Consider the following 23711-nt stretch of genomic DNA (forward strand, 5'->3'; position numbering starts at 1 on the left):
AGGATGATGGAGGAAGTCAAAATGGAGAGAATTTCAGTTTGTACGGAAGAAATTAAACAGACTGCGCAGCAGCTGCGCGCCGGGGACACCGTTTATCTTTCGGGGACCATTTACACGGCCCGTGATGCCGCGCACAAGCGATTGAACGAAATGCTGGACCGGGGCGAACAGCTGCCGTTTCCCCTGGTGAACGCAGTCGTTTATTATGCAGGCCCTACTCCGGCGCCTGCAGGCCTGCCGGTCGGTTCGTGCGGCCCGACAACGTCATCGCGCATGGATGTTTTTACGCCGCGCTTTCTGGACCTAGGCCTTAAGGCGATGATTGGAAAGGGAGACCGATCTGCGGCGGTAAAAGACGCGATTTGCCGCAATAACGCCGTTTATTTCTGTGCGGTGGGCGGGGCGGGCGCTTTGGCGGCGCAAAGCATCCGCTCTCTTCGTGTCGTTGCCTTTGAGGATCTTGGCTGTGAGTCCGTTAAGGAGCTCCGCGTTGAAAAATTCCCGCTGATTGTCGGCATCGATTGTCAGGGAGGGACGCTCTTCCGGTAGAGTTAGTATCTATTTATTTAAGGGATGCCCTTGGGATTGCTTACAACTTGAGTACATACGAAAAGGTGAGCTTGGTTTTTTATGAGTAATTTATTGGTAAGGCTCTTTATTAAGGATTATCAAAATACGCAGGATGCCAGAGTCCGGGAGCGCTATGGGAAGCTCTCCGGTATAGTGGGGATTATCACCAATCTGCTGCTGTTTGTCATAAAGGTTTCGGTCGGGCTGTTTTTTGGCAGTATTGCGGTTGTGGCGGATGCCATTAATAACCTTTCAGATTCTGCTTCCTCTGTGGTGACGCTGGTGGGCTTCAAGGTGTCGGGGAAACCGGCCGACCGGAAACATCCCTATGGCCATGCACGGATGGAGTACTTATCCGGGCTTGCGGTTTCCTTTGTAATACTGTTGGTCGGGTTTCAGCTGCTGCAATCCTCTTTTGATAAAATATTTCATCCTGAGGCAGCTGTGTTCAGTTGGGTTACCTTGGGAGCGCTGGCTGTATCCATCCTGATCAAAGTCTGGCAGGGGCTGTTTTACCGAAAAATGGGAAAGGCGATAGATTCTCCGACCCTGTCGGCGGCCTCAGCTGACAGCCTCAGCGATGTGTTTTCAACAGGTGCAGTATTGATCGGTTTGCTGCTGTCGCAGCTGATTCACTTCAATCTGGATGGATACCTGGGCGTTTTGGTTGCAGTTTTAATTATTGTTACAGGGGTTAAGGTCATTATATCCACCAGCGACCCGCTGTTAGGGACCGTCCCCTCAAAGGAGCTGGTGGATAAAATTTATAAAAAAATTCATTCGTATAAAGGAATTGTGGGTATTCACGACCTGAATATTCATAGCTATGGAGCAGGGCGCTGCTTTGCCTCCGTTCATTGCGAAGTGCCTGCGGATGTGGACATCCTGGTCAGCCATGATATAATTGATAACATTGAACGTGATTTTTTGAAGCAGGATGGTATTCATATGGTTATTCATATGGATCCGATTGTGATGGACGATGAAAAAACAAATCACCTGAGAGATCAGGTGGAGGGAATAATCACCTCGATTTCTGAGGAAATTACCATGCACGATTTTCGAGTTGTCTGGGGAAAATCGCACTCAAATTTAATTTTTGACATCTGTGTCCCCTTTGAATTTCGATATACTGACAAGGAGATTTGCGACCTGCTGGAGGAAAAACTACAGGAGCTGAACCCCACTTATTTTGGGGTAATTACCGTTGACCATCTGTATGGCTCGTAATACAAGCGAATAGGTACAACAAAAATCCGGTAGCCTTTTAGGGGCTACCGGATTTTTGTTGCTAAAGCAGAGTTAAAAATAAAATATTCATAATTTATTCATTGAAATATCGGCGTTTTTGTATTACAATAATTTTAGCACTTGAAATAATAGAGTGCTAAAACATTGAAATAAGGGCAGGTTGAAATCATGAAGCAGTTTAAAGCGGAATCGAAACGTCTTTTGGATTTGATGATTAATTCAATTTATACACACAGAGAGATTTTCTTAAGGGAATTAATCTCTAATGCCAGCGATGCGATTGACAAGCTGTATTACCAAACGCTTTCAGTGGGGGATACGGGCCTATCCCGCGATGATTTTGCAATTGAAATTATTCCGGACAAGGAGGCTCGAACCTTAACCATCGTCGATAATGGCTGTGGTATGACGAAGGAGGAGCTGGAAAATAACCTTGGTACCATTGCTAAAAGCGGGTCTTTGAATTTCAAACAGGAGAATGAACAAAAAGAGGATATTGAAATTATTGGCCAATTCGGCGTCGGCTTCTATTCGGCCTTTATGGTGAGCGATAAGGTTGTTGTAGAAAGCAGATCGTACGGCGGTGACGAAGCCTATCGCTGGATGAGCAAGGGCGTAGAGGGCTATACCATTGAGAGCTGTGAAAAAGAAGGGCATGGAACAACCATTACACTCTTTATTAAGCCTAATGCCGATGACAATAACTATGATGAGTTTCTGGATGCCTATACAATTAAGCGTCTTGTAAAAAAGTATTCCGATTACATTCGCTATCCGATTAAGATGGATGTAGAGAAAAGCCGGATGAAGGAAGGCAGCGGCGAGGATGGAAAAGAACCGGAATATGAAACCTATACAGAAACCGAAACGCTGAATTCGATGGTTCCAATCTGGCGAAAGAACCGCAAGGAAGTAACGGATGAGGAATATAATCAGTTTTATAAGGATAAGTTCTTTGATTTTCAAGACCCGTTAAAGGTAATTTACAGCAGCACAGAGGGGACCGCGACTTATAATGCGCTGTTGTTTATTCCGGCCAAGGCTCCCTATGATTTTTATACCAAGGAGTACGAGAAGGGCCTTCAGCTTTACAGCAACGGCGTAATGATTATGGAAAAATGCAAGGATCTGCTGCCGGATTACTTCAGCTTTGTCAAGGGGCTGGTGGACAGCCAGGATCTTTCCCTGAATATTTCCAGAGAGATGCTGCAACATGACCGCCAGCTTAAAATTATTGCCGGCCGTCTGGAGAAAAAGATTAAGTCAGAACTGGAAAGCATGCTGCTGGGCGAGCGCGATAAATATGAGGAATTTTATAAAAACTTCGGGTTGCAGCTGAAATATGGTATTTATGCTGATTATGGCATGCACAAGGATGTGCTTCAGGATCTGTTGTTGTTCTACTCTTCTTCCGAGAAGAAAATGGTCACCCTCAAAGAGTATGTCGAAAGAATGAAAGAGGGCCAGAAGTACATCTATTATGCCTGCGGAGAAACGGTTGATCGCATCGATCTCTTGCCGCAAAGCGAGGCGCTCAAGGACAAGGGCTTTGAAATCCTGTATATGACGGACAATGTCGATGAGTTTGCGCTGCGGATGATGGTAAAATACGACGATAAAGAATTTAAGTCTGTTTCAGCGGACGATCTCGGTCTTGAAAGCGATGAAGAGAAAGAGGAAACTAAAAAGCTTGCCGAGGAAAATAAAGAGCTGCTGGACCAGATGAAGGAAGCTCTTGGCGACAAGGTGAAGGGCGTTGTACTTTCACGGAAACTGAAAAGCCACCCGGTGTGCCTGTCCACCGAGGGCGCCATTTCGATGGAGATGGAAAAAGTGCTCAACGCTATGCCGGCAAGTGAAAAGGTCAAGGCTGAACGGGTCTTGGAGATCAATGCAAACCATCCTATTTTTAAGAAGCTGCAAGAGCTTGCAAAGGATAATCAGGAGCGCATAAAGCAGTATACTTCTTTGCTCTATACACAAGCGTTGTTGATCGAGGGCGTTGCGATTGAAAATCCGGTTGAATTTTCCAACGAAATCTGCGAGCTAATGCTTTAATATAATCGTCCAATTTTATATCAGTAGGGGAAGAAACGGCTGCGGCGGCTGATTTCTTCCCCTACTCTTTTTATATAGGTTTGTTTTTTTTGCTTGTCTGTAGTAAAATAAAACCAGTATTAAAAAAGCCAGCAGAGGTGAGCAGATGTATCGGATCTTGGTAGTGGACGACGAGGAAAAAATCAGGGACCTTATTAAAAAGTACGCTGTTTTTGAGGGCCATGCCGTCTTTGAAGCGGAAGATGGCATGCAGGCGGTTGAAATGTGCAGGGAACATCCGGCGGATTACGACATTATCATTATGGATGTTATGATGCCGGAGCTGGACGGCTTTTCAGCGGTGCGGGAGATTCGCAAATACTGCCAGGCGCCGGTGCTGATGCTGTCGGCCCGCGGCGAGGAATACGACAAAATCCACGGCTTTGAGCTTGGGGTGGATGATTATGTTGTCAAACCCTTTTCTCCCAAGGAATTGATGCTGCGGATTCATGCCATTATTAAACGGGCGAATCCGGCCCCGGATGAAAGTGCAAAAGAAGTGGTTCGCTTTGAAGGGCTGACGATAGACTTTGCCGCGCGAATTGTTACCGTAGACGGGGTAAAGGCCGAATTGTCGCCGAAGGAATACGATTTACTCTTTTATATGGTGAACAACCGCAACATTGCCCTAACGCGTGAAAAATTGATAACGAATGTATGGGGATATGATTTCTACGGTGACGATCGTACCTTGGATACACATATTAAATTACTACGGAAAAGCCTGGGGCCGTACAGCCGGTTTATTGTGACGCTTAGAGGCGTGGGGTATCGCTTTGAACCATAAGAAATTCAGCCTGTTCCAGCGGGTTCGCTCTGGGAGCGTCAAATGGAAGGTTTTTGCATATTTTGCTGCGTTTACGCTGGTAATTTTGGTGCTGCTGTGGCTTTTTCAGGTGTTTTTGCTGGACTTTTTTTACCGCACCATCAAAGTAAATGAGATTCAATCCTCCGCGCAGGACATTGCGGAGCACATTGAGGACCCGGACATTAAGGCGCGCCTGGAGGGGATTGCGCAGAATAACCAGATTTGCATCATTGTGGCGGACTCTCTTGGAAATCAGATTTATTCCGAGGATGCAACCCCTCGGTGTAAAATCCATTGGCTCAGCAATTGGGACTTAGCCGTTATTTTTGCCGGGACTGTTCAGCGCGGAGGCAATTATTTTGAGCAATTTGAGGATGACACCTACAATATTGAAATAAACGGGGAGCGCTACATTAAAAATACGGCTTCACCGGAGGCAATGATTTATGCGAGAATTGTCACCCTCTCCTCAGGCCAGCGGCTGCTGGTTTTATTAAATTCCATGATTTCTCCGGTAGATTCTACCGTTCAGACATTGCGCATTCAGCTTACCTGCGTTACGGTTGTTATGCTGATTCTGGCGCTGATCCTGGCGCTGTTTTTATCAAAAAAAATCAGTAAGCCCATTGTCGGCATTAATGAGGCGGCTAAGGGGCTGGCCAAGGGGAATTATCAAGTGAGGTTTCAGGCTGAGGGCTACCAGGAAATCCGGGAATTGGCCGAAACGCTGAACTATGCCGCTCATGAACTGGCAAAGGTGGAAAATCTTCAGCGGGATTTGGTTGCCAATATTTCGCATGACTTGAGGACGCCGCTGACAATGATTACCGGTTACAGTGAGGTTATGCGTGATATTCCAGGCGAGAACACACCGGAAAATATACAGATTATTATCGACGAGGCCACCCGTCTGACAACGCTTGTCAATGATGTGCTTGATCTCTCCAAGCTGCAATCCGGCACATTGGACCTGGCGCCGGAAAAGTTTAACTTGACGGAAAGTATAGAGGAGATCCTGCAGCGCTATGTGAAGCTGACGGACTATGAAATTACCTTTCATGCGCAGGAGGAGGTTATCGTCAATGCGGATGAGCTTAAAATCTCTCAAGTGGTGTATAACCTTATCAATAACGCCTTGACCTATACAGGCCCCGACAAAAAGGTTATGGTTGAGCAGGAGCTCTGTGAGGGCAAGGTTCGAATCCTGGTAAAGGATACGGGCGAAGGCATCCCGGCGGATAAGCTGAAGGATATATGGGAGCGCTATTACAAGGTGGATAAGGCTCATAAGCGTGCTCAGATGGGAACGGGCCTGGGGCTTTCCATCGTCAAAACCATTCTGGAACTGCACGGTGGCGCCTATGGAGTTGAAAGCACCGAAGGAGCGGGATCCACTTTCTGGTTTGAACTGGATATTGTCAATGTTTTGCCATTGGCAGAGCAAGAAGAGGATTCGCAATGAAAGGATGGAAAGATACGAGTGAATATATTAGTAGTCGGCTGTGGAAGATGGGGGTCCTTCCTTGCATGGTACCTCTGCAGCATTGGGCATAGGGTTTCCCTCTATGGGCGGGAAGCTTCTCCGCATTTTGCGGCTTTTCAAAAAACGGGGACCAACGGCCTAGTAACGCTTCAGAAAGAGGTTGTGCTAACTAATGAGCTGCGCTGGGATAAAGCGGATTGTGTGGTTGTTTCCATCAGCGCACAGTCATTGCGTACGTTTATGAGCGCAGTTCCCCAAGGCGCTTTGGATGGGAAACCGGTGGTGCTTTGTATGAAAGGGCTGGAGATCGGCACGGGCAGACGGCTCTCAACCATTGTTGAGGAATACGCGCCCCGGGCCCGTGTTGCCGTCTGGGTAGGCCCGGGACATGTGCAGGATTTTGTGGCGGGTATTCCGAATTGTATGGTGATTGACAGTCCGGACCCAGACACCAAGGAGTTTTTGGTTCCAGCGTTCAGCAGCAGTCTCATCCGTTTTTACTACGGCAGCGATATGGTCGGCAATGAAATTGGCGCGGCGGCGAAAAATGTCATTGGCATAGCAGCCGGGATGCTGGACGGAAAAAACAAGACCGCGCTGAAGGGGGCGCTGATGTCGCGGGGGACAAGAGAGATCGCCCGCTTGATCAAGGTAATGGGCGGCAATGAAATCACCGCCTATGGCCTTTCGCATTTAGGGGATTACCAGGCGACGGTGTTCAGTATGTTTAGCCATAACCGGCGTTACGGAGAAGCCTTTGTACGCGGCGAGGCCTATGACGAGCTGGCGGAGGGCGTACCTACAACGACAGCATTGCTGAGCCTGGGAGAAAAGCACGGGGTAGAGCTGCCAATCTGCACAGCGGTGGATGCGGTGCTGCACCGCGGCGAGGAGCCGGAGCAGGCGCTGGCAGACCTGTTTTTGCGCAGCTTAAAGCGGGAATTTTAGTTTACTGGTTGACAAAAGATGTTGTTGCTTTTACAATGAGGAAAAGAATAGCCGGGCGTCGTTTTTTAGTGCCAGGCACCCTGCTGTTCCCTATTATGAAAGGCTCGCCATAGTGGGAAAACGGGCTTTTAAGGAGAGGATATTGTGGAAAAAGTATTGAAAAGCAACTGTCTTTTGAATGAGGACAATCCGAAAATTACCTTTGAGAATGTCACTTTTTCAACGACGATGAGAGGCTTGGACATCTTATACCGGACGGCTTCAGGATCGTTTCCGCTTGATGTGTACTTGAACGGCAGGCTGGCCAGCACGGCATCCTTGACAACAACGGCAGGTTACCGGGAGCTGGAGGTTATCCACGCCGATATTCCTGAGATTCAGCCCGGCGCCTATGAGGTGTCGTTTGTTGCGGATAAACCGGCTTACATTGAGTCTTTTACCTTTACAGAGACCACCTTTTGGGAAAACGCAGGCGGATACCAGATGCCTGTGTACCCATATCATGAAACAGATAATGACCTTATCGCGGCAACGGATTCATTAGGCAGGAAGCTGCCGGATGCCCAAGAGGCCGGTGCTCCCAAAAAACGTTTTGTCGGTCTGTTCTATTGGACCTGGAGAAACGGCCATGTTGACAGAAGGCCCATCAATCTGGCCGAGGTGCTGCGAAAATATCCGGAAGCGGAATATGATATGAATCACCCGGTATGGACGGACCATGATATTGTACACTGGAATGAGCCGCTTTACGGCTTCTACCGCAATGACGACCCTTATGTTCTGAGAAAGCATGCCCAGTATTTTGCCGACGCGGGAGTGGACGCGATCTTTTTTGATACCACAAATGGGACCTCTGTTTGGAAGGACTCATACATGGCGCTTCTGGAAGAGTTTAGAAAGGCGCGCATCGATGGAATCAAAACGCCGCAGGTTGCCTTTATTATGAATTTTCAAGCGACGGAAAACACCCGTGAAATGCTGCGTTCTATCTATCAGGATCTATACCGGCCCGGACTTTACAGGGATCTGTGGTTTATGTGGGACGGGAAGCCGCTGGTGCTCGCCTACCCGGAGTCTTTGCCGGAGCAAGGGCGTTCTGAATTTGAGACCAACATGTTCCGCGAAATTCGCAGCTTCTTTACCTTCAGACCGCCGCAGCCCATGTATGCTGGCGGCGCGACCCGTGAGGACAACTGGGGCTGGCTGGAGATTGCCCCGCAGAACGGCTACGTAAAAAAGCCGGACGGCCGTTATGAAATGTGTACAGTCGGCGTGGCTCAAAACGCGCGCGACGGGCGTATTTGTACGCACTTTAATGATAAGGGCACCTATGGCAGGAGTTATACAGCGAAAGATAAGCACGGTAAACTGGGGCCGGATTCCTATAAATACGGCTATAATGTTCAGGAGCAATGGGACAATGCCATTGCCCTGGATCCAGACCTGGTGTTTATCACAGGCTGGAATGAATGGATCATGGGTAAATTTCCGGGCGACCCCTGGGTTTGGGATCAGAACAGTACTCAAATCGCCTTTGTAGACCAATATGATTATGAGCACAGCCGGGATATTGAGCCTGACAGCGACGGTTACCAGGATTTGTACTATCTGCAGATGGTCGCGAATATCCGCCGATATAAGGGCCTGGCACATGTGGAGCGCAAGACGGAACCCCGCACCATTGCTATGGAGGACTTCAGCTGTTGGGAAGGTGTGGAGCCTACCTACTATGCCCATAAGGGCTCGGCAGCCAATCGCGACTATGTGGCTTTGGGTGGAGAAATCCATTATCTCAACAAGAGCGGTAAGAATGACTTTATCAAGGCGAAGTACGCCTATGACGATGCGTATATTTATTTCTATGTGGAATGTGCAGACCGGATTGTCCTAGGCCATCAGAATGCTATGACCCTGCTTTTGGATACGGACCGCAATAAGGCGACTGGCTGGGAGGGCTATGACTATAAAATTACCGAGGGCGTTTGTTTCTGCATGAAGGACGGCAGCAGTGTACGTGTAGGTGAGGTTTGCACGAATATAGAAGAAAACCGGATGGCGGTAGCAATCCCGCGTAAATTCCTCGGCTTTGAGGGCAGCCAAAAGCCTTGCTTTGAATTTAAGTGGATTGACAACATTGAAACCAAGGACATCATGGCCTTTTACCGCGATGGCGACTGTGCGCCGTTTGGGCGTTTTAATTATGTGATGTAATGCGCGCAAAGGGATGGTTTCCACAGGATTTGTCATTTTAGCTGTTTTGGTGTAAAATAAATAGAATAACGCCCGTAATTGATAGTTCTCTATTTCCGGGTGAAGAATAAGCTTACATGCATCTTTAACTGGAAGATGCAGAAATATAATTTGGAAGGTGTTAAACGAATGAGCGAAGGTTGTAACAACGATTGTGGAAGCTGTTCCGAAAATTGCGCTTCCCGCAAGGCAAATCCGGCAGATTTTTTGGTAGCCCCGCATGAGCTGAGCAATATCGGAAAGGTAATCGGGGTTGTAAGCGGAAAGGGCGGCGTTGGCAAGAGTATGGTCACCTCCTTGCTTGCTGTGGCAATGAGCCGCCTGGGTAAGCATGCGGCCATTCTGGATGCAGATATAACAGGTCCGTCCATTCCCAAGGCCTTTGGCATACACGAACACGCTGTTGCCTCTGAACAGGGACTGCTGCCGATTCGCACAAAAACGGGAATTGACATCATGTCGGTGAACCTTCTGTTGGATGACGAATGCTCGCCCGTTGTCTGGCGGGGACCGATCATTGCAAACACGGTCAAGCAGTTTTGGTCGGACGTCATTTGGAAAGATGTGGACTATATGTTTGTCGATATGCCGCCGGGAACGGGGGATGTCCCGCTGACCGTATTTCAAAGCATTCCGCTCGACGGTATTGTCGTGGTAACCTCTCCGCAGGAGCTGGTTTCCATGATTGTCGCGAAAGCTGTTTCAATGGCACAGATGATGGATGTGCCGATTTTGGGCATTGTAGAGAACATGAGTTATGTAAAATGTCCAGACTGCGGTAAGAAAATACCCGTCTTTGGCGAAAGCCATGTGGAAGAGGTTTGCGCACGCTTTGGCCTGCCGCTTTTGGGCCGTCTGCCAATGGACCCGGCACTGGCGAAAAATTGCGATGCAGGCCTGATCGAGCTGGCAGAAACAAATGAGCTGGAAGCTGCCGTCAATGTGGTGGAGCAGGCCGGTAAAAAATAAAACCCGGCAGGCTGTATTTAGGGAATGTTAAATTGAAGGGAAGAAAAGAATATGAAGATCAGGCCGCTCTCTGTTTCTAAAGGGCTTTGGTTAATTTCCTCGGTTTTACTGGTGTTTGCTGGGTTCCTTTCCATCGTATCGCCTGCGGCGCTGCTACCGGTTTTAATGCTGGTGTTTGGACTGATTATGCTGATTGCAGGCCTGTTTGATGTGGCGATTTTTTTGATGACGCGGGAACAGGGCCTGGGAGGCAGCTGGCTGTTGGCCGACGGCATTCTGACAGTAATTTTGGCAATCTATGTGCTTTGTAACCAGACGGAGATTTCTCTTGTTATGGTTGCGGTGTTCGGAATGTGGATTATATTTTCCGGAGTCCTGCGGTTTCTCAGCTCTCTCGATCTGTTTCGAACCGGCGCAAAAAGCTGGTGGTGGCTGACACTGCTTGCGGTGGGCTGTGTAGTTTGGGGGTTTATATTTTTATTTTTCCCGGAGACAGCGCAAAGCATGGTCGGGCTCTTCCTGGGGATTCTCTTTATTGTACAAGGGCTTGCGCCGTTGTTTTTTTGGTGGTTGATTCCGCGCCTGAAGAGGGAAGAGCAAAACTAAATGGGGACGGCTATCGTTTCTATCCGGTCAAAAGAGCGGTCAGGTAATATTAACCCTTCATTGCGTGTAAAATGAATATAGCAAGCCTCTTTCCTGCATTTTGGCAGAAAAGGGGCTTGATTTTTTGCCTGATAAGCTATAAGATAAATTTGGATGAGGCATGCAGGACTGACCGCATGAGTCCCAGCAGCTTTTTATTATATGCGGAGAAATGGGCAGAATGAGCAAAATGATGAATAACTTGCTTACCGTTCGTATTCAGGAGCATATGGAGCATTTTTCAAAGGGGCAGCGTCTGATTGCAAAATATATTGAAGAGCATTACGACAAAGTTGCATTTATGACGGCCTCCAAGCTGGGGGCGACCGTAGGGGTCAGCGAGTCCACAGTGGTACGTTTTGCAACTGAAATTGGCTACGCCGGTTACCCGGAGCTGCAGAAGGCGGTTCAGGAAATGATCCGGAATAAACTGACGTCGGTTCAGCGCATGGATGTCACTGCACAGCGAATTGGAGGCAATGACATTCTGGATTCCATCTTTAACCAGGATATCGATATTATCCGGCGCACAATGGAAGAAACTTCTCACGAGAATTTCTATCAGGCGGCGGAGGCCATTGCATCGGCCGGGAAATTGTTTATTTTAGGGGCGAGAAGCTCCTCGCCTTTGGCGACGTTTCTCTCTTACTATTTAAAGCTTCTGTTTGAAAACGTTATTTTAGTACAGTGCACCAGCGAGGCGGAAATCTTTGAACAAATGATCCGTGTGGATGAGCACGACGTAGTGATTGGAATTAGCTTTCCCCGCTATTCTCGTAAAGCGGTAAAGGCTATGGATTATGCCCACAAAATGGGTGCAAAGGTAGTTGCCATTACAGACAGTACGGTTTCGCCGTTGGCTCAGCCGGCGGATTATTTGCTGCTGGCACGCAGTGACATCGCGTCAATTGTAGATTCGCTCTGTGCGCCGCTGAGCTTGATTAACGCATTGATCGTCACCATTGCTATGAAGAAAAAGGAAGAGGTCGCACAGGTGTTTGACCATTTGGAAACCATTTGGGATGAATATGGGGTCTATGAAAAAGTAGACGGAGATAGAAAAAATGTATGATGCAGCTGTAATAGGATCCGGTGCGGCAGGCTTGATGGCAGCCGGATATATGGCACAATCCGGCCTACGGGTTTGCTTAATTGAAAAAAACAGCCGCCCGGGAAGAAAGCTGATGATTACCGGAAAAGGCCGGTGTAATCTAACCAATGACTGTGATTTACAGGCTTTTATAGCGTCCGTTCCAACCAACGGGCGTTTTTTGTACAGTGCGTTGACAGCTTTTCCGCCGCAGGAATTAATGGCTTTTTTTGAGCGGCTTGGCGTCCCGCTCAAAGTAGAACGAGGCCGGCGGGTATTTCCGGTTTCCGATAAGGCCGTGGATATTGTGGATGCACTGTCCGCCTATATCCGTCGGTTCTCCTGCACTCAGGTGGAAGGAGAGGCTGTTTCTCTGATACTGGAGGAGGGAGGCATTTCCGGCGTAAAGCTGGAAGACGGCCGCCTGATAAGGGCCGAGCGGGTGGTTATGGCCTGCGGCGGCGCTTCGTACCCCGCTACAGGGTCGGATGGTTCCGGCTACCGTATGGCGGAAGCAGTCGGGCACCAGATTGTTCCGCTCAAGCCGTCGCTCGTTCCGCTGGTGGTGCACGATTCGGGCTGTCGGGACATGATGGGGCTTTCCCTTAAAAATGTACGGCTGCGGGTATGGGACCAAAAAAAAGATAAGCTGGTTTTTCAGGAACAGGGCGAGATGCTTTTTACGCATTTTGGTGTTTCAGGCCCGCTGATTTTAAGTGCAAGCAGCCGTATGCGGCAAATGGAGCCGCGACGTTACCGCCTGGAAATTGATATGAAGCCTGCGCTGAGCCTGGATCAGCTGGAGACGCGGCTGCTGCGGGATTTTCAGAGCAATAGCAATCGTGATTTTATCAACACGCTTTCTTCTTTGCTGCCGAAAAAAATGATTCCCTTTGCGGTTTCTCGCACAGATATTCCAGCCCATTTAAAATGTAATTCGGTTACAAGGGAGCAACGGCGGGCATTCTGTGGTTTTATTAAATGCATACCGTTTGAAGTCCAGGGATTTCGTTCGCTGGACGAGGCAATCGTCACTTCCGGCGGGGTTCAGGTCCGCCAGGTAGATCCTAAAACAATGGAATCAAAGCTGGTTCGGGGCCTTTTTTTTGCTGGGGAAATATTGGATGTGGATGCTTATACCGGCGGCTATAATTTACAGATAGCGTTCTCGACCGGCCGCTTGGCTGCACAGACGATTGCAGCGCAATGCAGGCATCACAACCTGCGTTGACCATTTATTTTGGACTTTTGCCGTGAAAGAATTGTACACGGGTAGATTTTGTTCTATAATAATATTAAAAAAGCCCACGGGTTGGCCGGGATTGAATAAATTAATTTACACGGAGGATATTAAGATGTTTGCCATTGCAATAGACGGGCCCGCAGGAGCGGGGAAAAGTACAATTGCCAAGGATGTTTCCAAGCGGCTGGGGTATATCTACGTTGACACAGGCGCCCTATACCGCGCCGTTGGCCTTCATATGCTGCGGCGCGGTATCACGGCAGCTGAACCTGAGCGCGTAGAAGCTGAACTGAAAAATATAGATGTAACCATTCATTTTCAGGATGGAAACCAGTTGGTTTTATTGAATGAGGAGGATGTATCTGGCTTGATCCGTACGCCGGAGGTTTCAATGGCGGCCTCGACCTTTTCAGCCCTGCCAAGTGTTCGGGAGTTTTTGTTTGATTTGCAGCAGGAGCTGGCGGCCCATAACAATGTAGTGATGGATGGACGGGATATCGGTACGGTCGTGCTGCCGAAGGCACAAGTCAAAATTTTTCTAACGGCGTCCCCGGAGGAGCGTGCCAGGCGCCGCTTTAAGGATTTAGAAGAGGCGGGTAAAGCAATTTCCTATGAAGAGGTGCTCAAGGATGTAAAGGAGCGGGATTATAACGATTCCCATCGAGCGGTTTCCCCGCTGCTTCCTGCTGCCGATGCCGTGCATTTTGATAATACCGGCTATACGCTGGAACAATCCGTTGAGAAGATTCTTGCGCTTGTACGCGCTAAGGACGTGTAATCTGTCCAATATCTTTTTGTTTAATATACGGCTTATGAGGGTCCGGCTGTTAAGACAGCCCTCTACAGGGTGAGTAGCTATTCCCGAAATCTGCGGGAATAGCGGCCCATATTTTGTTTTGAATAGGTGGTTAGAATGAAGATGATGCCTTTATATCGTTTTGCCAGGCTTGTCGCCAGGCCGCTTGTGTTCCCATTTATCCCCTATAAGGTTAAAAACAGGGAGCGCTGTCCTGACAAAGGAGGGCTCATTATATGCGCGAACCACGTGAGTATGTCGGATGCGCCGCGCTTGGCCTGTGTGGAGAAAAGGCAGATTTATTTTATGGCAAAATCAGAGCTGTTCCAAAATAAGTTTCTGGGCTTCTTGCTGAAAAAGCTGGGGGCTTTCCCGATTCAAAGAGGCAAGGGGGATGTCGGCGCCATTGACCACGCCGGAAACCTTCTGAAAAACGGCGGCGCCATGGGAATATTTTTGGAGGGGACCCGCTCAAAGGATGGCAGCTTAGGCCAGCCGAAGTCAGGCGCGGTCATGCTGGCCCATAAGTACGAAGTGCCGATATTGCCGGTCTGCATTACCCCGGTCGGCAGCCCTCTTCCGCGTCTTTTTCACCGGGTCATTATTTCCTACGGCGAACTGGTTAACCCTGCCGAGCTGGGAATTGAGAAGGGTTCCGGCCAGGAGTTCCGTGCTGCCAGCAGGGCCTTGATGGAGCGTATAGAAGCCCTGCGAAACCGGGATTTGGAGCGTACGAAATGAAGGCATATTTTTTTCTGCTGCACCTTCTGCAGCCGTTTTCCAAGCTTGCGTTTCATCTGTCTTACAGCGGGCTTGAAAATGTGCCCTCTCAGGGGCCGGTCATTGTTTGCTGCAATCACCGTTCCGTCATAGATCCGTTCTTTGTCGCAACGGTTTTCAAAAGAGCTGGCCGCCAGGTCCGGTTTATGGCAAAGTCCGAGCTGTTTGAAGACCATGGGCGCCTGGCCCGTTCTTTTTTGGAGATGGCAGGCGCTTTTCCGGTACAGCGTGAAAAAGGAGATATGGAGGCGGTTAAGATGGCTGCCGGTATCCTCAGCAAAGGCGGCGTGCTGGGAATTTTTCCGCAGGGACGGGTGGTTTTTGACAATGCTCCCTTTCGGCCTAAGGCAGGCTTTGCCCTAATTGCGGCGCGTACAAAAGCCTCTGTGCTTCCAGTCAGTATTTACTGTGATGGAAAGTTGACTCGCTTCAGAAAAAAGGTTACAATAAGAGTAGGAAAACTGATTGCCTGGGATGAACTGGGGCTGGCGGAGAACAATCGTGAGTGTCTCAAGCAGGCCGCGTTATTATTGGCAAAAAGAATCAATTCTCAGCTGGAGGAAAAACATTGAATATCACTGTGGCGAAAACCGCCGGCTTTTGTTTTGGCGTGGACCGGGCCGTACAAATTGTGGACGGGCTGTTGGACCGGCAACAAAGAGTTTGTACACTGGGACCGATTATTCATAATCCTCAAACCTTGTCGCGGCTGGCTCAGCGCGGCGTTCGCGTAGTAGAGACGCCACAAGAGGTTTCAGCAGGGGAGATGTTGGTGATTCGCTCGCACGGCGTCGCTCAGGCGGTATTTGACGAGATGGAATCGCGGGCGGTGCAATATGTGGATGCAACCTGCCCGTTTGTTGCCAAAATTCATCGCATTGTGGCCCAGGCAGGTGAAAAAGGGGAAATTGTTTTCATTGCCGGAGATCCAGGCCACCCGGAAATACAGGGAATCATCGGCCACTGCAAAGGCCAATATCATGTTTTTAAAAATCATCAGGAATTACATGATTTATTAAATAATATTCTTTATGAGAAAAATATGCCGGTTTGTATCGTCTCTCAGACAACTTTTTCTGTTACAGAATGGAAAATTTGCCTCGAAATCCTAAAAAAGGTATATACAAATGCGGCAATTTTTGATACAATATGTAATGCTACTGCGAATCGTCAATCTGAAGCGGTGGAGCTTTCCCATAAAAATGACATCGTGATTGTTATCGGGGGGCGACAGAGCTCTAATACGGCCAAGCTTTTGAATGTTTGTCGTGAAAATTGCGAGGCTTACTTGGTGGAAACAGCCGGGGAGCTGCCGCTGGAAAGGCTCAGAGAGGCGAAAAACGTTGGCATTACTGCCGGGGCTTCCACACCGGCAAGCATTATTAAGGAGGTACTTGCTACCATGTCAGAAATCAAGGAAAACACAGATCCAGTTGTAATGGAGGATAATGCCGATTCCAGCTTTGCTGAGATGCTTGAGGAGTCACTCAAGAGTTTAAATACAGATGAAAAGGTTCGTGGTGTTGTTGTCGGTATAGCCCCCAATGAGATTTATGTGGATGTGGGCAGAAAGCAGGCCGGTTTTGTTCCGCTTTCCGAGCTTTCATCTGACCCCAACGCAAAGCCGGAGGACATTGTCAAGGTTGGCGATGAGCTTGACCTGCTGATTATGCGCACCAACGACCAGGAGGGTACCATTATGCTCTCCAAAAAACGCTTAGATGCGGCAAAGGGTTGGGAAGAGGTTGCCGCCGCTGCGGAGGATGGCGAGACAATTCTGACCGGCGTTGTAACCGAAATCATCAAGGGCGGCGTTATTGCAGTTACAAATGGCGTTAAGGTCTTTATCCCCGCTTCTCAGGCCACCGCCTCCCGTTCAGACCCGCTGGATGATCTGCTTAAGAAGGAAGTCCGCTTCCGCATCATTGAGGTCAACCGCGGCCGCCGCCGTGCGGTTGGTTCCATCCGTTCGGTTCTGAAGGATGAGCGCAAAGCACTGGCTGATAAGTTCTGGGAAACCGCCGAGGTTGGCAAGGAATACACCGGTGTGGTAAAGAGCCTGACCTCTTACGGGGCTTTTGTTGATTTGGGCGGTATCGACGGTATGATTCATATTTCCGAGCTCTCTTGGGGACGCATTAAGCACCCGAGCGAGGTTGTCAATGTAGGCGATACGGTCAAGGTGTACATTAAAGCGCTCGACCAAGAGAAGGGAAAAATCTCTCTGGGTTATAAGCGTGCAGAGGACAACCCGTGGGAGGTTCTCCGCCGTGACTACCCGGTGGGTACGGTTGTAGATGCAACGGTTGTCGGCATGACCACTTTTGGCGCTTTTGCAAGAATTATTCCCGGAATTGACGGCTTGATTCATATTTCTCAAATTGCCGACCATAGAATTGAGAAGCCGCAGGACGTTCTTGCAATCGGTGATGTTGTGAAAGCAAAGATTACCGAGATCGATTTTGATAAGAAGCGTGTAAGCCTTTCCATCCGCGCTTTGCTGAACGATGAAGCTTCTGAAGATACTTCGTCGGAGGCTCAAGAGGACGCGTCCGAAGAATAAAACTATCTTTAATCCGAGTACAAAGAGAGGCTTTGATTTCTCTTTGTACTCTTTTTTTATCTGGATGATTCACCAAAAGAAATTCCCCGGAGTAGTATAAAAAGGAATGGGGGGATTTCGATGAGAAGGCGTTGGAGGCGTCCGCGCCGTGTGAAGGTACAGTGGAAGTTTATTTTTACGCTGATCCTGCTGGGGATAATGCTGTTTATTATGGATAAAAGCCTGAAACCAATTATGGAGGCGGTCAGTGAAAATGAGGCCCGTGTAAGCGCAATGCAGACTATTCAGGAGACCGTTTTACAGGAACTGGAAACAGGGGATATTACATACAGTGACCTGGTAGATGTTCAGCGTGATGATGCGGGGAACATCTTGGCGATCACTACAAATATCGTTCGGATGAATGAGCTGAAATCCAGCCTGCTGACTAAAATACAGAACAACCTAAGCGCCTATAGCCATCAGGAGATTGGCATTCCTATTGGAACGCTAACCGGCAGCGAGTTTCTTCATGGGCGAGGCCCGGAGGTTCCTCTGCGCGTTACCCTTGCGGGGAATGCGGCGGCAGATTTTGAAAGCCAGTTTGAGTCGGCAGGCATCAATCAGACAAAACATAGGATTACCCTGAAGATTCATCTTCAGCTTTATACTTTTATTCCAGGGATCGACGGAACGGTTGACGTGGATACGGATATTCCTGTAGCAGAAACAGTCATTGTTGGAGAGGTGCCGGACATTATTGCAAATTTGTCTTCGTTGACGGGCTCATAAAACTCAGGAGGATCACACACACTACGGAGGAATAGACTAATTTGGGCAGGATGCAGGTGAATTAAATTGGAAAAAAGACAGGCAGAACAAGAAATAGCAGCCCTGCGAAAGCAGATCGCTTACCACAATCAACGATACTATGTCGAGGATAACCCGGAAATTGATGATTATGAGTATGACATGCTCTATTTGCGCCTGCAAAATCTGGAGGCGCAATATCCGGAACTTGTAACAGAGGATTCTCCAACACAGAAAATCGGCGGGCCGGCGGTAAACACTTTTGCGCCGGTTGTGCATGAGGTACCTATGGAGAGTCTGCACGACTCGTTTTCCGAGGAGGAAATGCTGGATTTTGACAGAAAGGTACGGGAGGCGGTTCAGGACCCGCTTTACGTTGTTGAACCCAAATTTGATGGCCTGTCGGTCTCTTTGGAATACCGCGACGGTGAATTTGTGAGAGGATCCACCCGCGGGGATGGATTAGTCGGGGAAGATGTTACAGAGAATTTGCGTACAATCCGTACAGTGCCTAAAAGGCTGAAGACCCAGCTGCCGTTTATTGAAGTTCGTGGGGAGGTTTACATGTCGCACCAGAGCTTCCTGGAGCTCTGTGAACGTCAAGAGCTGAACGACGAGAAGCCCTTTAAAAATCCTCGGAATGCGGCGGCGGGCTCCTTGCGCCAAAAAGATTCGCGAATAACGGCATCGAGAAAGCTGGATATCTTTGTTTTTAATATTCAACAGGCTTCCGGCGCCGATTTCGGCAGTCATGCAGAGTCGCTCCAGTTTTTGCAGGAGCTGGGCTTCACGGTATCGCCGCATTATTCGCTTTGCAGGACAATCGATGAGGCGCTGGAGCAGATTCGCCAAATAGGGGAGCTTCGCGGTAAGCTGGATTATTCCATTGACGGCGCCGTCGTTAAGGTCAATGATTTTGCTCAGCGGGAGCTTTTGGGCAGTACAGCCAAGTTCCCACGCTGGGCTGAGGCCTTTAAATACCCGCCGGAGGAAAAAGAAACCACGCTGCTGGACATTGAGATCAATGTCGGACGTACCGGTGTATTAACGCCAACCGGTATTTTTGAGCCTGTCGAGCTGGCGGGAACCACTGTAAGCCGGGCAACGCTTCATAATGAGGATTTTATTAAGGAAAAGGATATTCGGGTTGGCTCCGTGGTGATCCTGCGCAAAGCAGGTGAGATTATTCCCGAGGTTGTTTCTGTACTGAGGCACGGCACAGATTCCGTTCCCTTTGTAATGCCAGATCGTTGCCCTTCTTGTGGAGCTCCTGTCAAACGAGAGGAAGGGGAGGCAGCCCTGCGCTGTATGAACCCGGAGTGCCCCGCGCAGCTTTTACGTCACCTGATCCATTTTGCAAGCCGGGATGCAATGGATATTGACGGCCTGGGACCCGCAGTGCTGGAGCAACTGCTTAATAAGGGGCTGCTGTCGTCCGCGGCCGATCTCTACACGTTGACATTGGAACAACTGGTAGAACTGGAGCGTATGGGGGAAAAGAGCTCCCAAAACCTGATTCATGCAATTGAGAAAACGAAGCAGAATGATTTATACCGGCTGATATTCGCGCTGGGGATTCCGCATATTGGTTTGAAGGCCGCTAAATTGCTGGCAATGACCTTTCGGAGCATGGAAGGGCTGCTGGCGGCTACAGCGGAAGAAATTGCCGCTATTGATGGAATCGGAGGAATCATGGCGGAAAGCTTGCGGGATTCCTTGAAGCAGGAAAACACTCATAAGCTGATTGAGAGGATGAAGGCTGTGGGCGTAAATATGGAGACCCAGCTTACCATAGAGGATGGCCGTTTTAGGGGGAAAATATTTGTATTGACGGGAACCCTGCCGAATTTAAGCCGAAAAGAGGCAGCCGCTCTTATTGAAAAGCTAGGAGGAAAAGTTTCTGCCAGCGTTTCTAAAAAGACAGATTATGTCGTAGCAGGTGAAGAAGCCGGCAGCAAATTGACCAAGGCCAATCAGCTCGGTATTCAAATTCTTACAGAGTCGGAACTTCTGACGCTGGCAGAGGAATAAAGTGGTAGCGGCCATGTTGAGCTGTGATAATATAAAAGAAGAACAGGCGTAAAAGCGCCTGTTCTTCTTTTATAAGGGGACGGCCAGTCCGGAATATCGAGGCAGCAAGTATTAACTAGACTATTCAATGGTCATTCATTGGCTGGCAAATTCTTTGGCCGGCTTACCGGCGCAGGGGCGGCATGAGCCTTCCGGCATGCCGCCCCTGCGTTTATCACATTATACTGCTTTACAAAAACCTGCTAAAGAGCCGTTTTTCTTTACGGCATATAGATTCAGCTTATTCTGCCAACGCCCTTGTTAACCATGCATCTGCAATATCCATTGCAAGATAAAGGCCGCTCTTTTCGCTTGTTTTTACAATCTGCTTACGGGAAAGAATATTGGCATCCGTATACATAAGCTGTACGGTAACTTTGTCAGCCACCTCAAGGTTTTTTACTGTTTTTTTACTTTTTATTTCCAGCTTAACAACGTACTTATCCTTCATACTCCCATAATAGATCGTATTTCCGCAGCGAACCAAAGGTTTTCCCTTATAAGTAGGAAAGGTGCTTTTAGCGCTATTCATTGTGATGTTGCTCTCCTTCCATTCGACTTCCAATATGCGTACGCAAGGCTTAATCGCCCAAATAGGATTTTAATAGAACCTGCATGAGCTCATCGCGGTCAATTTTCCGAATTAAGCTGCGGGCATTGTTATGGGTTGTAATATAGGTTGGATCCTCTGACAGAATATACCCGACAATTTGATTAATAGGGTTATAGCCCTTCTCTTTCAATGCATCATAAACAATGGTAAGCATTTTTTTAATGTCGTTTTCCCGGTCGTTTCCAAGAGAAAAAGTAATCGTTTTATCCAGCAATCCAAACACCTCCAGCTGTATTGCGAAAAAAGAACGCAACTCAAATATAACACTTATTTCTTATCATACATCATGGAGCGAATAAATTCAAGGGAATTTTCTATCTGCGGCCGCAAAAAAATCAGGAACGCAGAGCCGCGCCCACCGTTTCAAGTTCTTTAAACACTTTTTTCATAGCCGCGGTTGTTTGCTCCTCTGTCAGTGTGCTGTCCTTGGAACGCAGCAAAATGCTGAAGGCGACACTCTTTTTATTCTTTTCAATTTGTTCGCCTTTATATACGTCGAACAGCTTAATATTTTCCAAAAGGCTTCCAGCGCCCCGAATGATTGCTTTTTCCAGTGTGAGCACGGGGATGCTGTCGTCGCATACCAATGCGAGGTCACGGGTAACAGCCGGGAACTTAGGGAGGGGGGTATACATTTTTTCCGCATTTGCCTTTCGGAACATCAGGTCGGCATCCAGTGTAAAGCAGTAAAAGCGCTCATTAATACCGTAATTCTCCATTACCTTGGGGTGGATTTCACCAATAGTCCCAAGCGTTTGGTTGTCCAGCGTCAAAACCGCACAGCGTCCCGGGTGGTAAGAAGGGCTCTCAGCAGTAGCTTTAATGTCCCAACCGGTTACATTAAGGGCTGCTAAAAGCTGCTCTGCCATACCCTTGGCGGCGAAGAAATCGGCGTTGTTTCCATACATGCCGGCGACGAGGGTTGTCTTCTCCAACGGTAATTGATCGGGCTCCGTCGGAACATACTCGCTGGCGAGTTCAAAAAGGCAGGCGGCCTCGTTGCGGTTGTTATAATTGCGGGCCAAAATTTCCATCATAGAGGGCAGGGCAGTGGTACGCATCACACTGGTATCTTCACCGAGAGGGTTGGAAATTGTTACAGATTTACGCAGCGGGTCCCCCTTCGGCAAATTGATTTTATCGTAGTATTTCGGACTGATGAAGGAATAGGTCATAATTTCACTGGCGCCAAGTGCCAGCATCGTGCGGTGGATTACCTGGTCGAATTTCTGGCGGGGCGTGTATTTTCCCTGCGCGCCGCCGGAAAGCTGTGTTCCTTCAACGTTGTTGTAGCCGTAAAAGCGTATGATCTCTTCGGCAATGTCGGCCTTGTGCTCAAGGTCGGGGCGGAAGGTCGGGACGAGGATATCCTCTCCGTCGAACCTACAGTCCAGTCTGGTTAAAATGGCTTTCATTTCCTCCAGCGAAAGCTGGGTGTTCAGAAAACCGTTCACCCAACTGGCATCCAGGTGGATTCTGCGGCGATCGCTGGAGGAGTGGTTGTCCATCAGAACCCCGTCCATAACATCTCCGGCATCGAGCAGTTCAACCAGCTCGCAGGCGCGCTCAAGGGCGGGAAGGCAGTTGTTGGGGTCAAGGCCCTTTTCATAGCGGGAGGAGGCATCTGTGCGCATTCCTTGGTCCCTTGCCGTTGTACGGACGGAGGCGCCGTCGAAGCAAGCAGATTCAAAAACAACGGTGGTGGTGTCGTCCATAATTCCACTGAACTCGCCGCCCATAACGCCAGCGATAGCAATAGGCTTTTCGGCATCGGCTATAACCAGCTGCTTTGACGTCAAAGTCCGGTCTACACCGTCGAGTGTGGTAATGGTTTCACCCGCTTGCGCTTTGCGTACCCGGATTTTACCGCCGGCAATAAAACGGATATCAAATGCGTGCATGGGCTGGCCGTATTCGAGCATAACATAGTTGGTGATGTCAACGATATTATTGATTGGACGGACGCCCAGGGCGCGCAAGCGCTCGCGCATCCAGCGGGGAGAGGGCTTGACACGGACATTTTTGACAACCCGGGCGGAGTAGATGGAGCAGAGATCGGTTTCCTCTATTTGAATGTCCAGCATATGGGTACAATCGCCGTGTCCAGCCTTTACCACAGGAGTGTGCAGCGACAGCGGCTTTTGGAAGGTAGCAGAGGCCTCGCGCGCAAGGCCAATAACAGAGAAGCAGTCCGGCCGGTTGGAGGTAATCTCAAATTCAACGACAGTGTCATCTAGTCCAATTGCCTTTTGAATAGGACGGCCCAGGGTCAGGTCACAGCCGTCCGCCTCGGTCAATACAAAAATACCGTCCTCAATGGCAGAGGGAAAATCATGTTTTGTCAGGCCAAGTTCACCCAGGCTGCACAACATGCCGTTGCTTTCAATTCCGCGCAGCTTTCCTTTTTTGATTTTAACGCCGCCGGGGAGCCGGGAATTATTTAAAGCAGCAGGGACAACATCGCCGGCCTTCAGGTTTTGTGCGCCGGTGACAATCTGGACCGGATCGCCTGTGCCAATATCAACCTGGCAGATCCAGAGATGATCGGAGTCGGGGTGGCGTTCCAGTGAAACAACTTGAGCTGTCACAACGTTGTCGATCTCACTGCCTTCTGTCTCCCAGCCCTCGACTTTGGAGCCGCTCATGGTGATTGCCTCCGTAAAAGAACGCATCGGCATTTCGCCTATATCTACGAATTCTTTCAACCATTTCATGGAAAGATCCATTTTTAATACCACGCTTTCTT

Annotated in this window: 20 protein-coding genes; 17 read left to right on the forward strand and 3 right to left on the reverse strand. The window is 48.9% G+C overall.

Features of this window, described 5'->3' with window-relative positions; genetic code table 11:
* Positions 1-21 precede the first annotated feature (21 nt).
* The 17 genes from DPQ25_RS08785 to ligA all read left to right on the forward strand — a co-directional run bounded on the left by DPQ25_RS08785 (position 22) and on the right by ligA (position 20313).
* The gene (locus tag DPQ25_RS08785; protein ID WP_177576961.1) at positions 22-549 is read left to right on the forward strand and encodes a FumA C-terminus/TtdB family hydratase beta subunit; all 528 of its coding nucleotides are present in this window, start codon (positions 22-24) and stop codon (positions 547-549) included.
* 81 nt (positions 550-630) lie between these two features.
* Positions 631-1800, forward strand: a complete 1170-nt coding sequence (locus DPQ25_RS08790) for a cation diffusion facilitator family transporter (RefSeq protein ID WP_112332800.1) — start codon at positions 631-633, stop codon at positions 1798-1800.
* A gap of 189 nt (positions 1801-1989) precedes the next feature.
* Positions 1990-3879, forward strand: a complete 1890-nt coding sequence (gene htpG, locus DPQ25_RS08795; RefSeq protein ID WP_112332801.1) for a molecular chaperone HtpG — start codon at positions 1990-1992, stop codon at positions 3877-3879.
* Between the two features lie 145 nt (positions 3880-4024).
* On the forward strand, positions 4025-4705 hold the full coding sequence (locus tag DPQ25_RS08800) for a response regulator transcription factor (protein WP_112332802.1): 681 nt from the start codon (positions 4025-4027) through the stop codon (positions 4703-4705).
* Complete coding sequence (locus DPQ25_RS08805; protein ID WP_242978270.1) at positions 4695-6188, forward strand: sensor histidine kinase; 1494 nt, start codon at positions 4695-4697, stop codon at positions 6186-6188. Before DPQ25_RS08800 ends, DPQ25_RS08805 begins: the two co-directional genes overlap by 11 nt.
* An 18-nt stretch (positions 6189-6206) precedes the next feature.
* The gene (locus DPQ25_RS08810) at positions 6207-7157 is read left to right on the forward strand and encodes an NAD(P)H-dependent glycerol-3-phosphate dehydrogenase (RefSeq protein WP_112332803.1); all 951 of its coding nucleotides are present in this window, start codon (positions 6207-6209) and stop codon (positions 7155-7157) included.
* Between the two features lie 144 nt (positions 7158-7301).
* Positions 7302-9368 carry a hypothetical protein gene (locus DPQ25_RS08815; protein WP_112332804.1) on the forward strand — a complete coding sequence of 689 codons (2067 nt, stop codon included), beginning with the start codon at positions 7302-7304 and terminating at the stop codon, positions 9366-9368.
* Between the two features lie 168 nt (positions 9369-9536).
* Entirely contained in the window at positions 9537-10376 is an 840-nt protein-coding gene (locus DPQ25_RS08820) for an Mrp/NBP35 family ATP-binding protein (protein WP_112332805.1), read from the forward strand.
* A 51-nt stretch (positions 10377-10427) separates the two neighbouring features.
* On the forward strand, positions 10428-10982 hold the full coding sequence (locus DPQ25_RS08825; RefSeq protein ID WP_112332806.1) for an HdeD family acid-resistance protein: 555 nt from the start codon (positions 10428-10430) through the stop codon (positions 10980-10982).
* 229 nt (positions 10983-11211) lie between these two features.
* Positions 11212-12093: a MurR/RpiR family transcriptional regulator gene (locus DPQ25_RS08830; RefSeq protein WP_112332925.1), complete on the forward strand. Its 882-nt coding sequence runs from the start codon at positions 11212-11214 to the stop codon at positions 12091-12093.
* Positions 12086-13342 (forward strand): BaiN/RdsA family NAD(P)/FAD-dependent oxidoreductase, encoded by a 1257-nt coding sequence (locus DPQ25_RS08835; protein WP_112332807.1) that lies wholly within the window; start codon positions 12086-12088, stop codon positions 13340-13342. Before DPQ25_RS08830 ends, DPQ25_RS08835 begins: the two co-directional genes overlap by 8 nt.
* 91 nt (positions 13343-13433) lie before the next feature.
* Positions 13434-14132 (forward strand): (d)CMP kinase, encoded by a 699-nt coding sequence (gene cmk, locus DPQ25_RS08840; protein ID WP_330409855.1) that lies wholly within the window; start codon positions 13434-13436, stop codon positions 14130-14132.
* A gap of 135 nt (positions 14133-14267) precedes the next feature.
* The gene (locus DPQ25_RS08845; RefSeq protein ID WP_112332809.1) at positions 14268-14891 is read left to right on the forward strand and encodes a lysophospholipid acyltransferase family protein; all 624 of its coding nucleotides are present in this window, start codon (positions 14268-14270) and stop codon (positions 14889-14891) included.
* Positions 14888-15502 (forward strand): lysophospholipid acyltransferase family protein, encoded by a 615-nt coding sequence (locus DPQ25_RS08850; RefSeq protein WP_112332810.1) that lies wholly within the window; start codon positions 14888-14890, stop codon positions 15500-15502. Before DPQ25_RS08845 ends, DPQ25_RS08850 begins: the two co-directional genes overlap by 4 nt.
* Entirely contained in the window at positions 15499-17493 is a 1995-nt protein-coding gene (locus DPQ25_RS08855; RefSeq protein ID WP_112332811.1) for a bifunctional 4-hydroxy-3-methylbut-2-enyl diphosphate reductase/30S ribosomal protein S1, read from the forward strand. The genes DPQ25_RS08850 and DPQ25_RS08855 overlap by 4 nt, the downstream gene beginning before the upstream one ends.
* Positions 17494-17613: 120 nt before the next feature.
* Positions 17614-18264, forward strand: a complete 651-nt coding sequence (gene yunB, locus DPQ25_RS08860) for a sporulation protein YunB (protein WP_112332812.1) — start codon at positions 17614-17616, stop codon at positions 18262-18264.
* A gap of 66 nt (positions 18265-18330) precedes the next feature.
* Entirely contained in the window at positions 18331-20313 is a 1983-nt protein-coding gene (gene ligA, locus DPQ25_RS08865; protein ID WP_112332813.1) for an NAD-dependent DNA ligase LigA, read from the forward strand.
* Between the two features lie 280 nt (positions 20314-20593).
* On the opposite strand, the gene DPQ25_RS08870 is transcribed toward ligA, so the two are convergent.
* From DPQ25_RS08870 to pheT, 3 genes are all read right to left on the reverse strand, one after another.
* Positions 20594-20884 carry a hypothetical protein gene (locus tag DPQ25_RS08870; RefSeq protein WP_112332814.1) on the reverse strand — a complete coding sequence of 97 codons (291 nt, stop codon included), beginning with the start codon at positions 20882-20884 and terminating at the stop codon, positions 20594-20596.
* A gap of 49 nt (positions 20885-20933) precedes the next feature.
* The gene (locus tag DPQ25_RS08875; protein ID WP_112332815.1) at positions 20934-21179 is read right to left on the reverse strand and encodes an IreB family regulatory phosphoprotein; all 246 of its coding nucleotides are present in this window, start codon (positions 21177-21179) and stop codon (positions 20934-20936) included.
* 121 nt (positions 21180-21300) lie between these two features.
* A complete protein-coding gene (gene pheT, locus DPQ25_RS08880) occupies positions 21301-23691 on the reverse strand; it encodes a phenylalanine--tRNA ligase subunit beta (RefSeq protein WP_112332816.1) in 2391 nt (796 codons plus the stop codon).
* Positions 23692-23711 lie beyond the last annotated feature (20 nt).

The organism is Hydrogeniiclostridium mannosilyticum (assembly GCF_003268275.1).
In the GTDB taxonomy this organism is placed as follows: Bacteria; Bacillota; Clostridia; order Oscillospirales; family Acutalibacteraceae; genus Hydrogeniiclostridium; species Hydrogeniiclostridium mannosilyticum.

Coding starts and splice junctions, on each gene's coding strand:
- DPQ25_RS08785 (WP_177576961.1), top strand. CDS start 22: ATGGAGAGAATTTCAGTTTGTACGGAAGAAATTAAACAGACTGCGCAG.
- DPQ25_RS08790 (WP_112332800.1), top strand. CDS start 631: ATGAGTAATTTATTGGTAAGGCTCTTTATTAAGGATTATCAAAATACG.
- htpG (WP_112332801.1), top strand. CDS start 1,990: ATGAAGCAGTTTAAAGCGGAATCGAAACGTCTTTTGGATTTGATGATT.
- DPQ25_RS08800 (WP_112332802.1), top strand. CDS start 4,025: ATGTATCGGATCTTGGTAGTGGACGACGAGGAAAAAATCAGGGACCTT.
- DPQ25_RS08820 (WP_112332805.1), top strand. CDS start 9,537: ATGAGCGAAGGTTGTAACAACGATTGTGGAAGCTGTTCCGAAAATTGC.
- DPQ25_RS08825 (WP_112332806.1), top strand. CDS start 10,428: ATGAAGATCAGGCCGCTCTCTGTTTCTAAAGGGCTTTGGTTAATTTCC.
- DPQ25_RS08830 (WP_112332925.1), top strand. CDS start 11,212: ATGATGAATAACTTGCTTACCGTTCGTATTCAGGAGCATATGGAGCAT.
- DPQ25_RS08835 (WP_112332807.1), top strand. CDS start 12,086: ATGTATGATGCAGCTGTAATAGGATCCGGTGCGGCAGGCTTGATGGCA.
- DPQ25_RS08845 (WP_112332809.1), top strand. CDS start 14,268: ATGAAGATGATGCCTTTATATCGTTTTGCCAGGCTTGTCGCCAGGCCG.
- DPQ25_RS08850 (WP_112332810.1), top strand. CDS start 14,888: ATGAAGGCATATTTTTTTCTGCTGCACCTTCTGCAGCCGTTTTCCAAG.
- yunB (WP_112332812.1), top strand. CDS start 17,614: ATGAGAAGGCGTTGGAGGCGTCCGCGCCGTGTGAAGGTACAGTGGAAG.
- DPQ25_RS08870 (WP_112332814.1), bottom strand. CDS start 20,884: ATGAATAGCGCTAAAAGCACCTTTCCTACTTATAAGGGAAAACCTTTG.
- pheT (WP_112332816.1), bottom strand. CDS start 23,691: ATGGATCTTTCCATGAAATGGTTGAAAGAATTCGTAGATATAGGCGAA.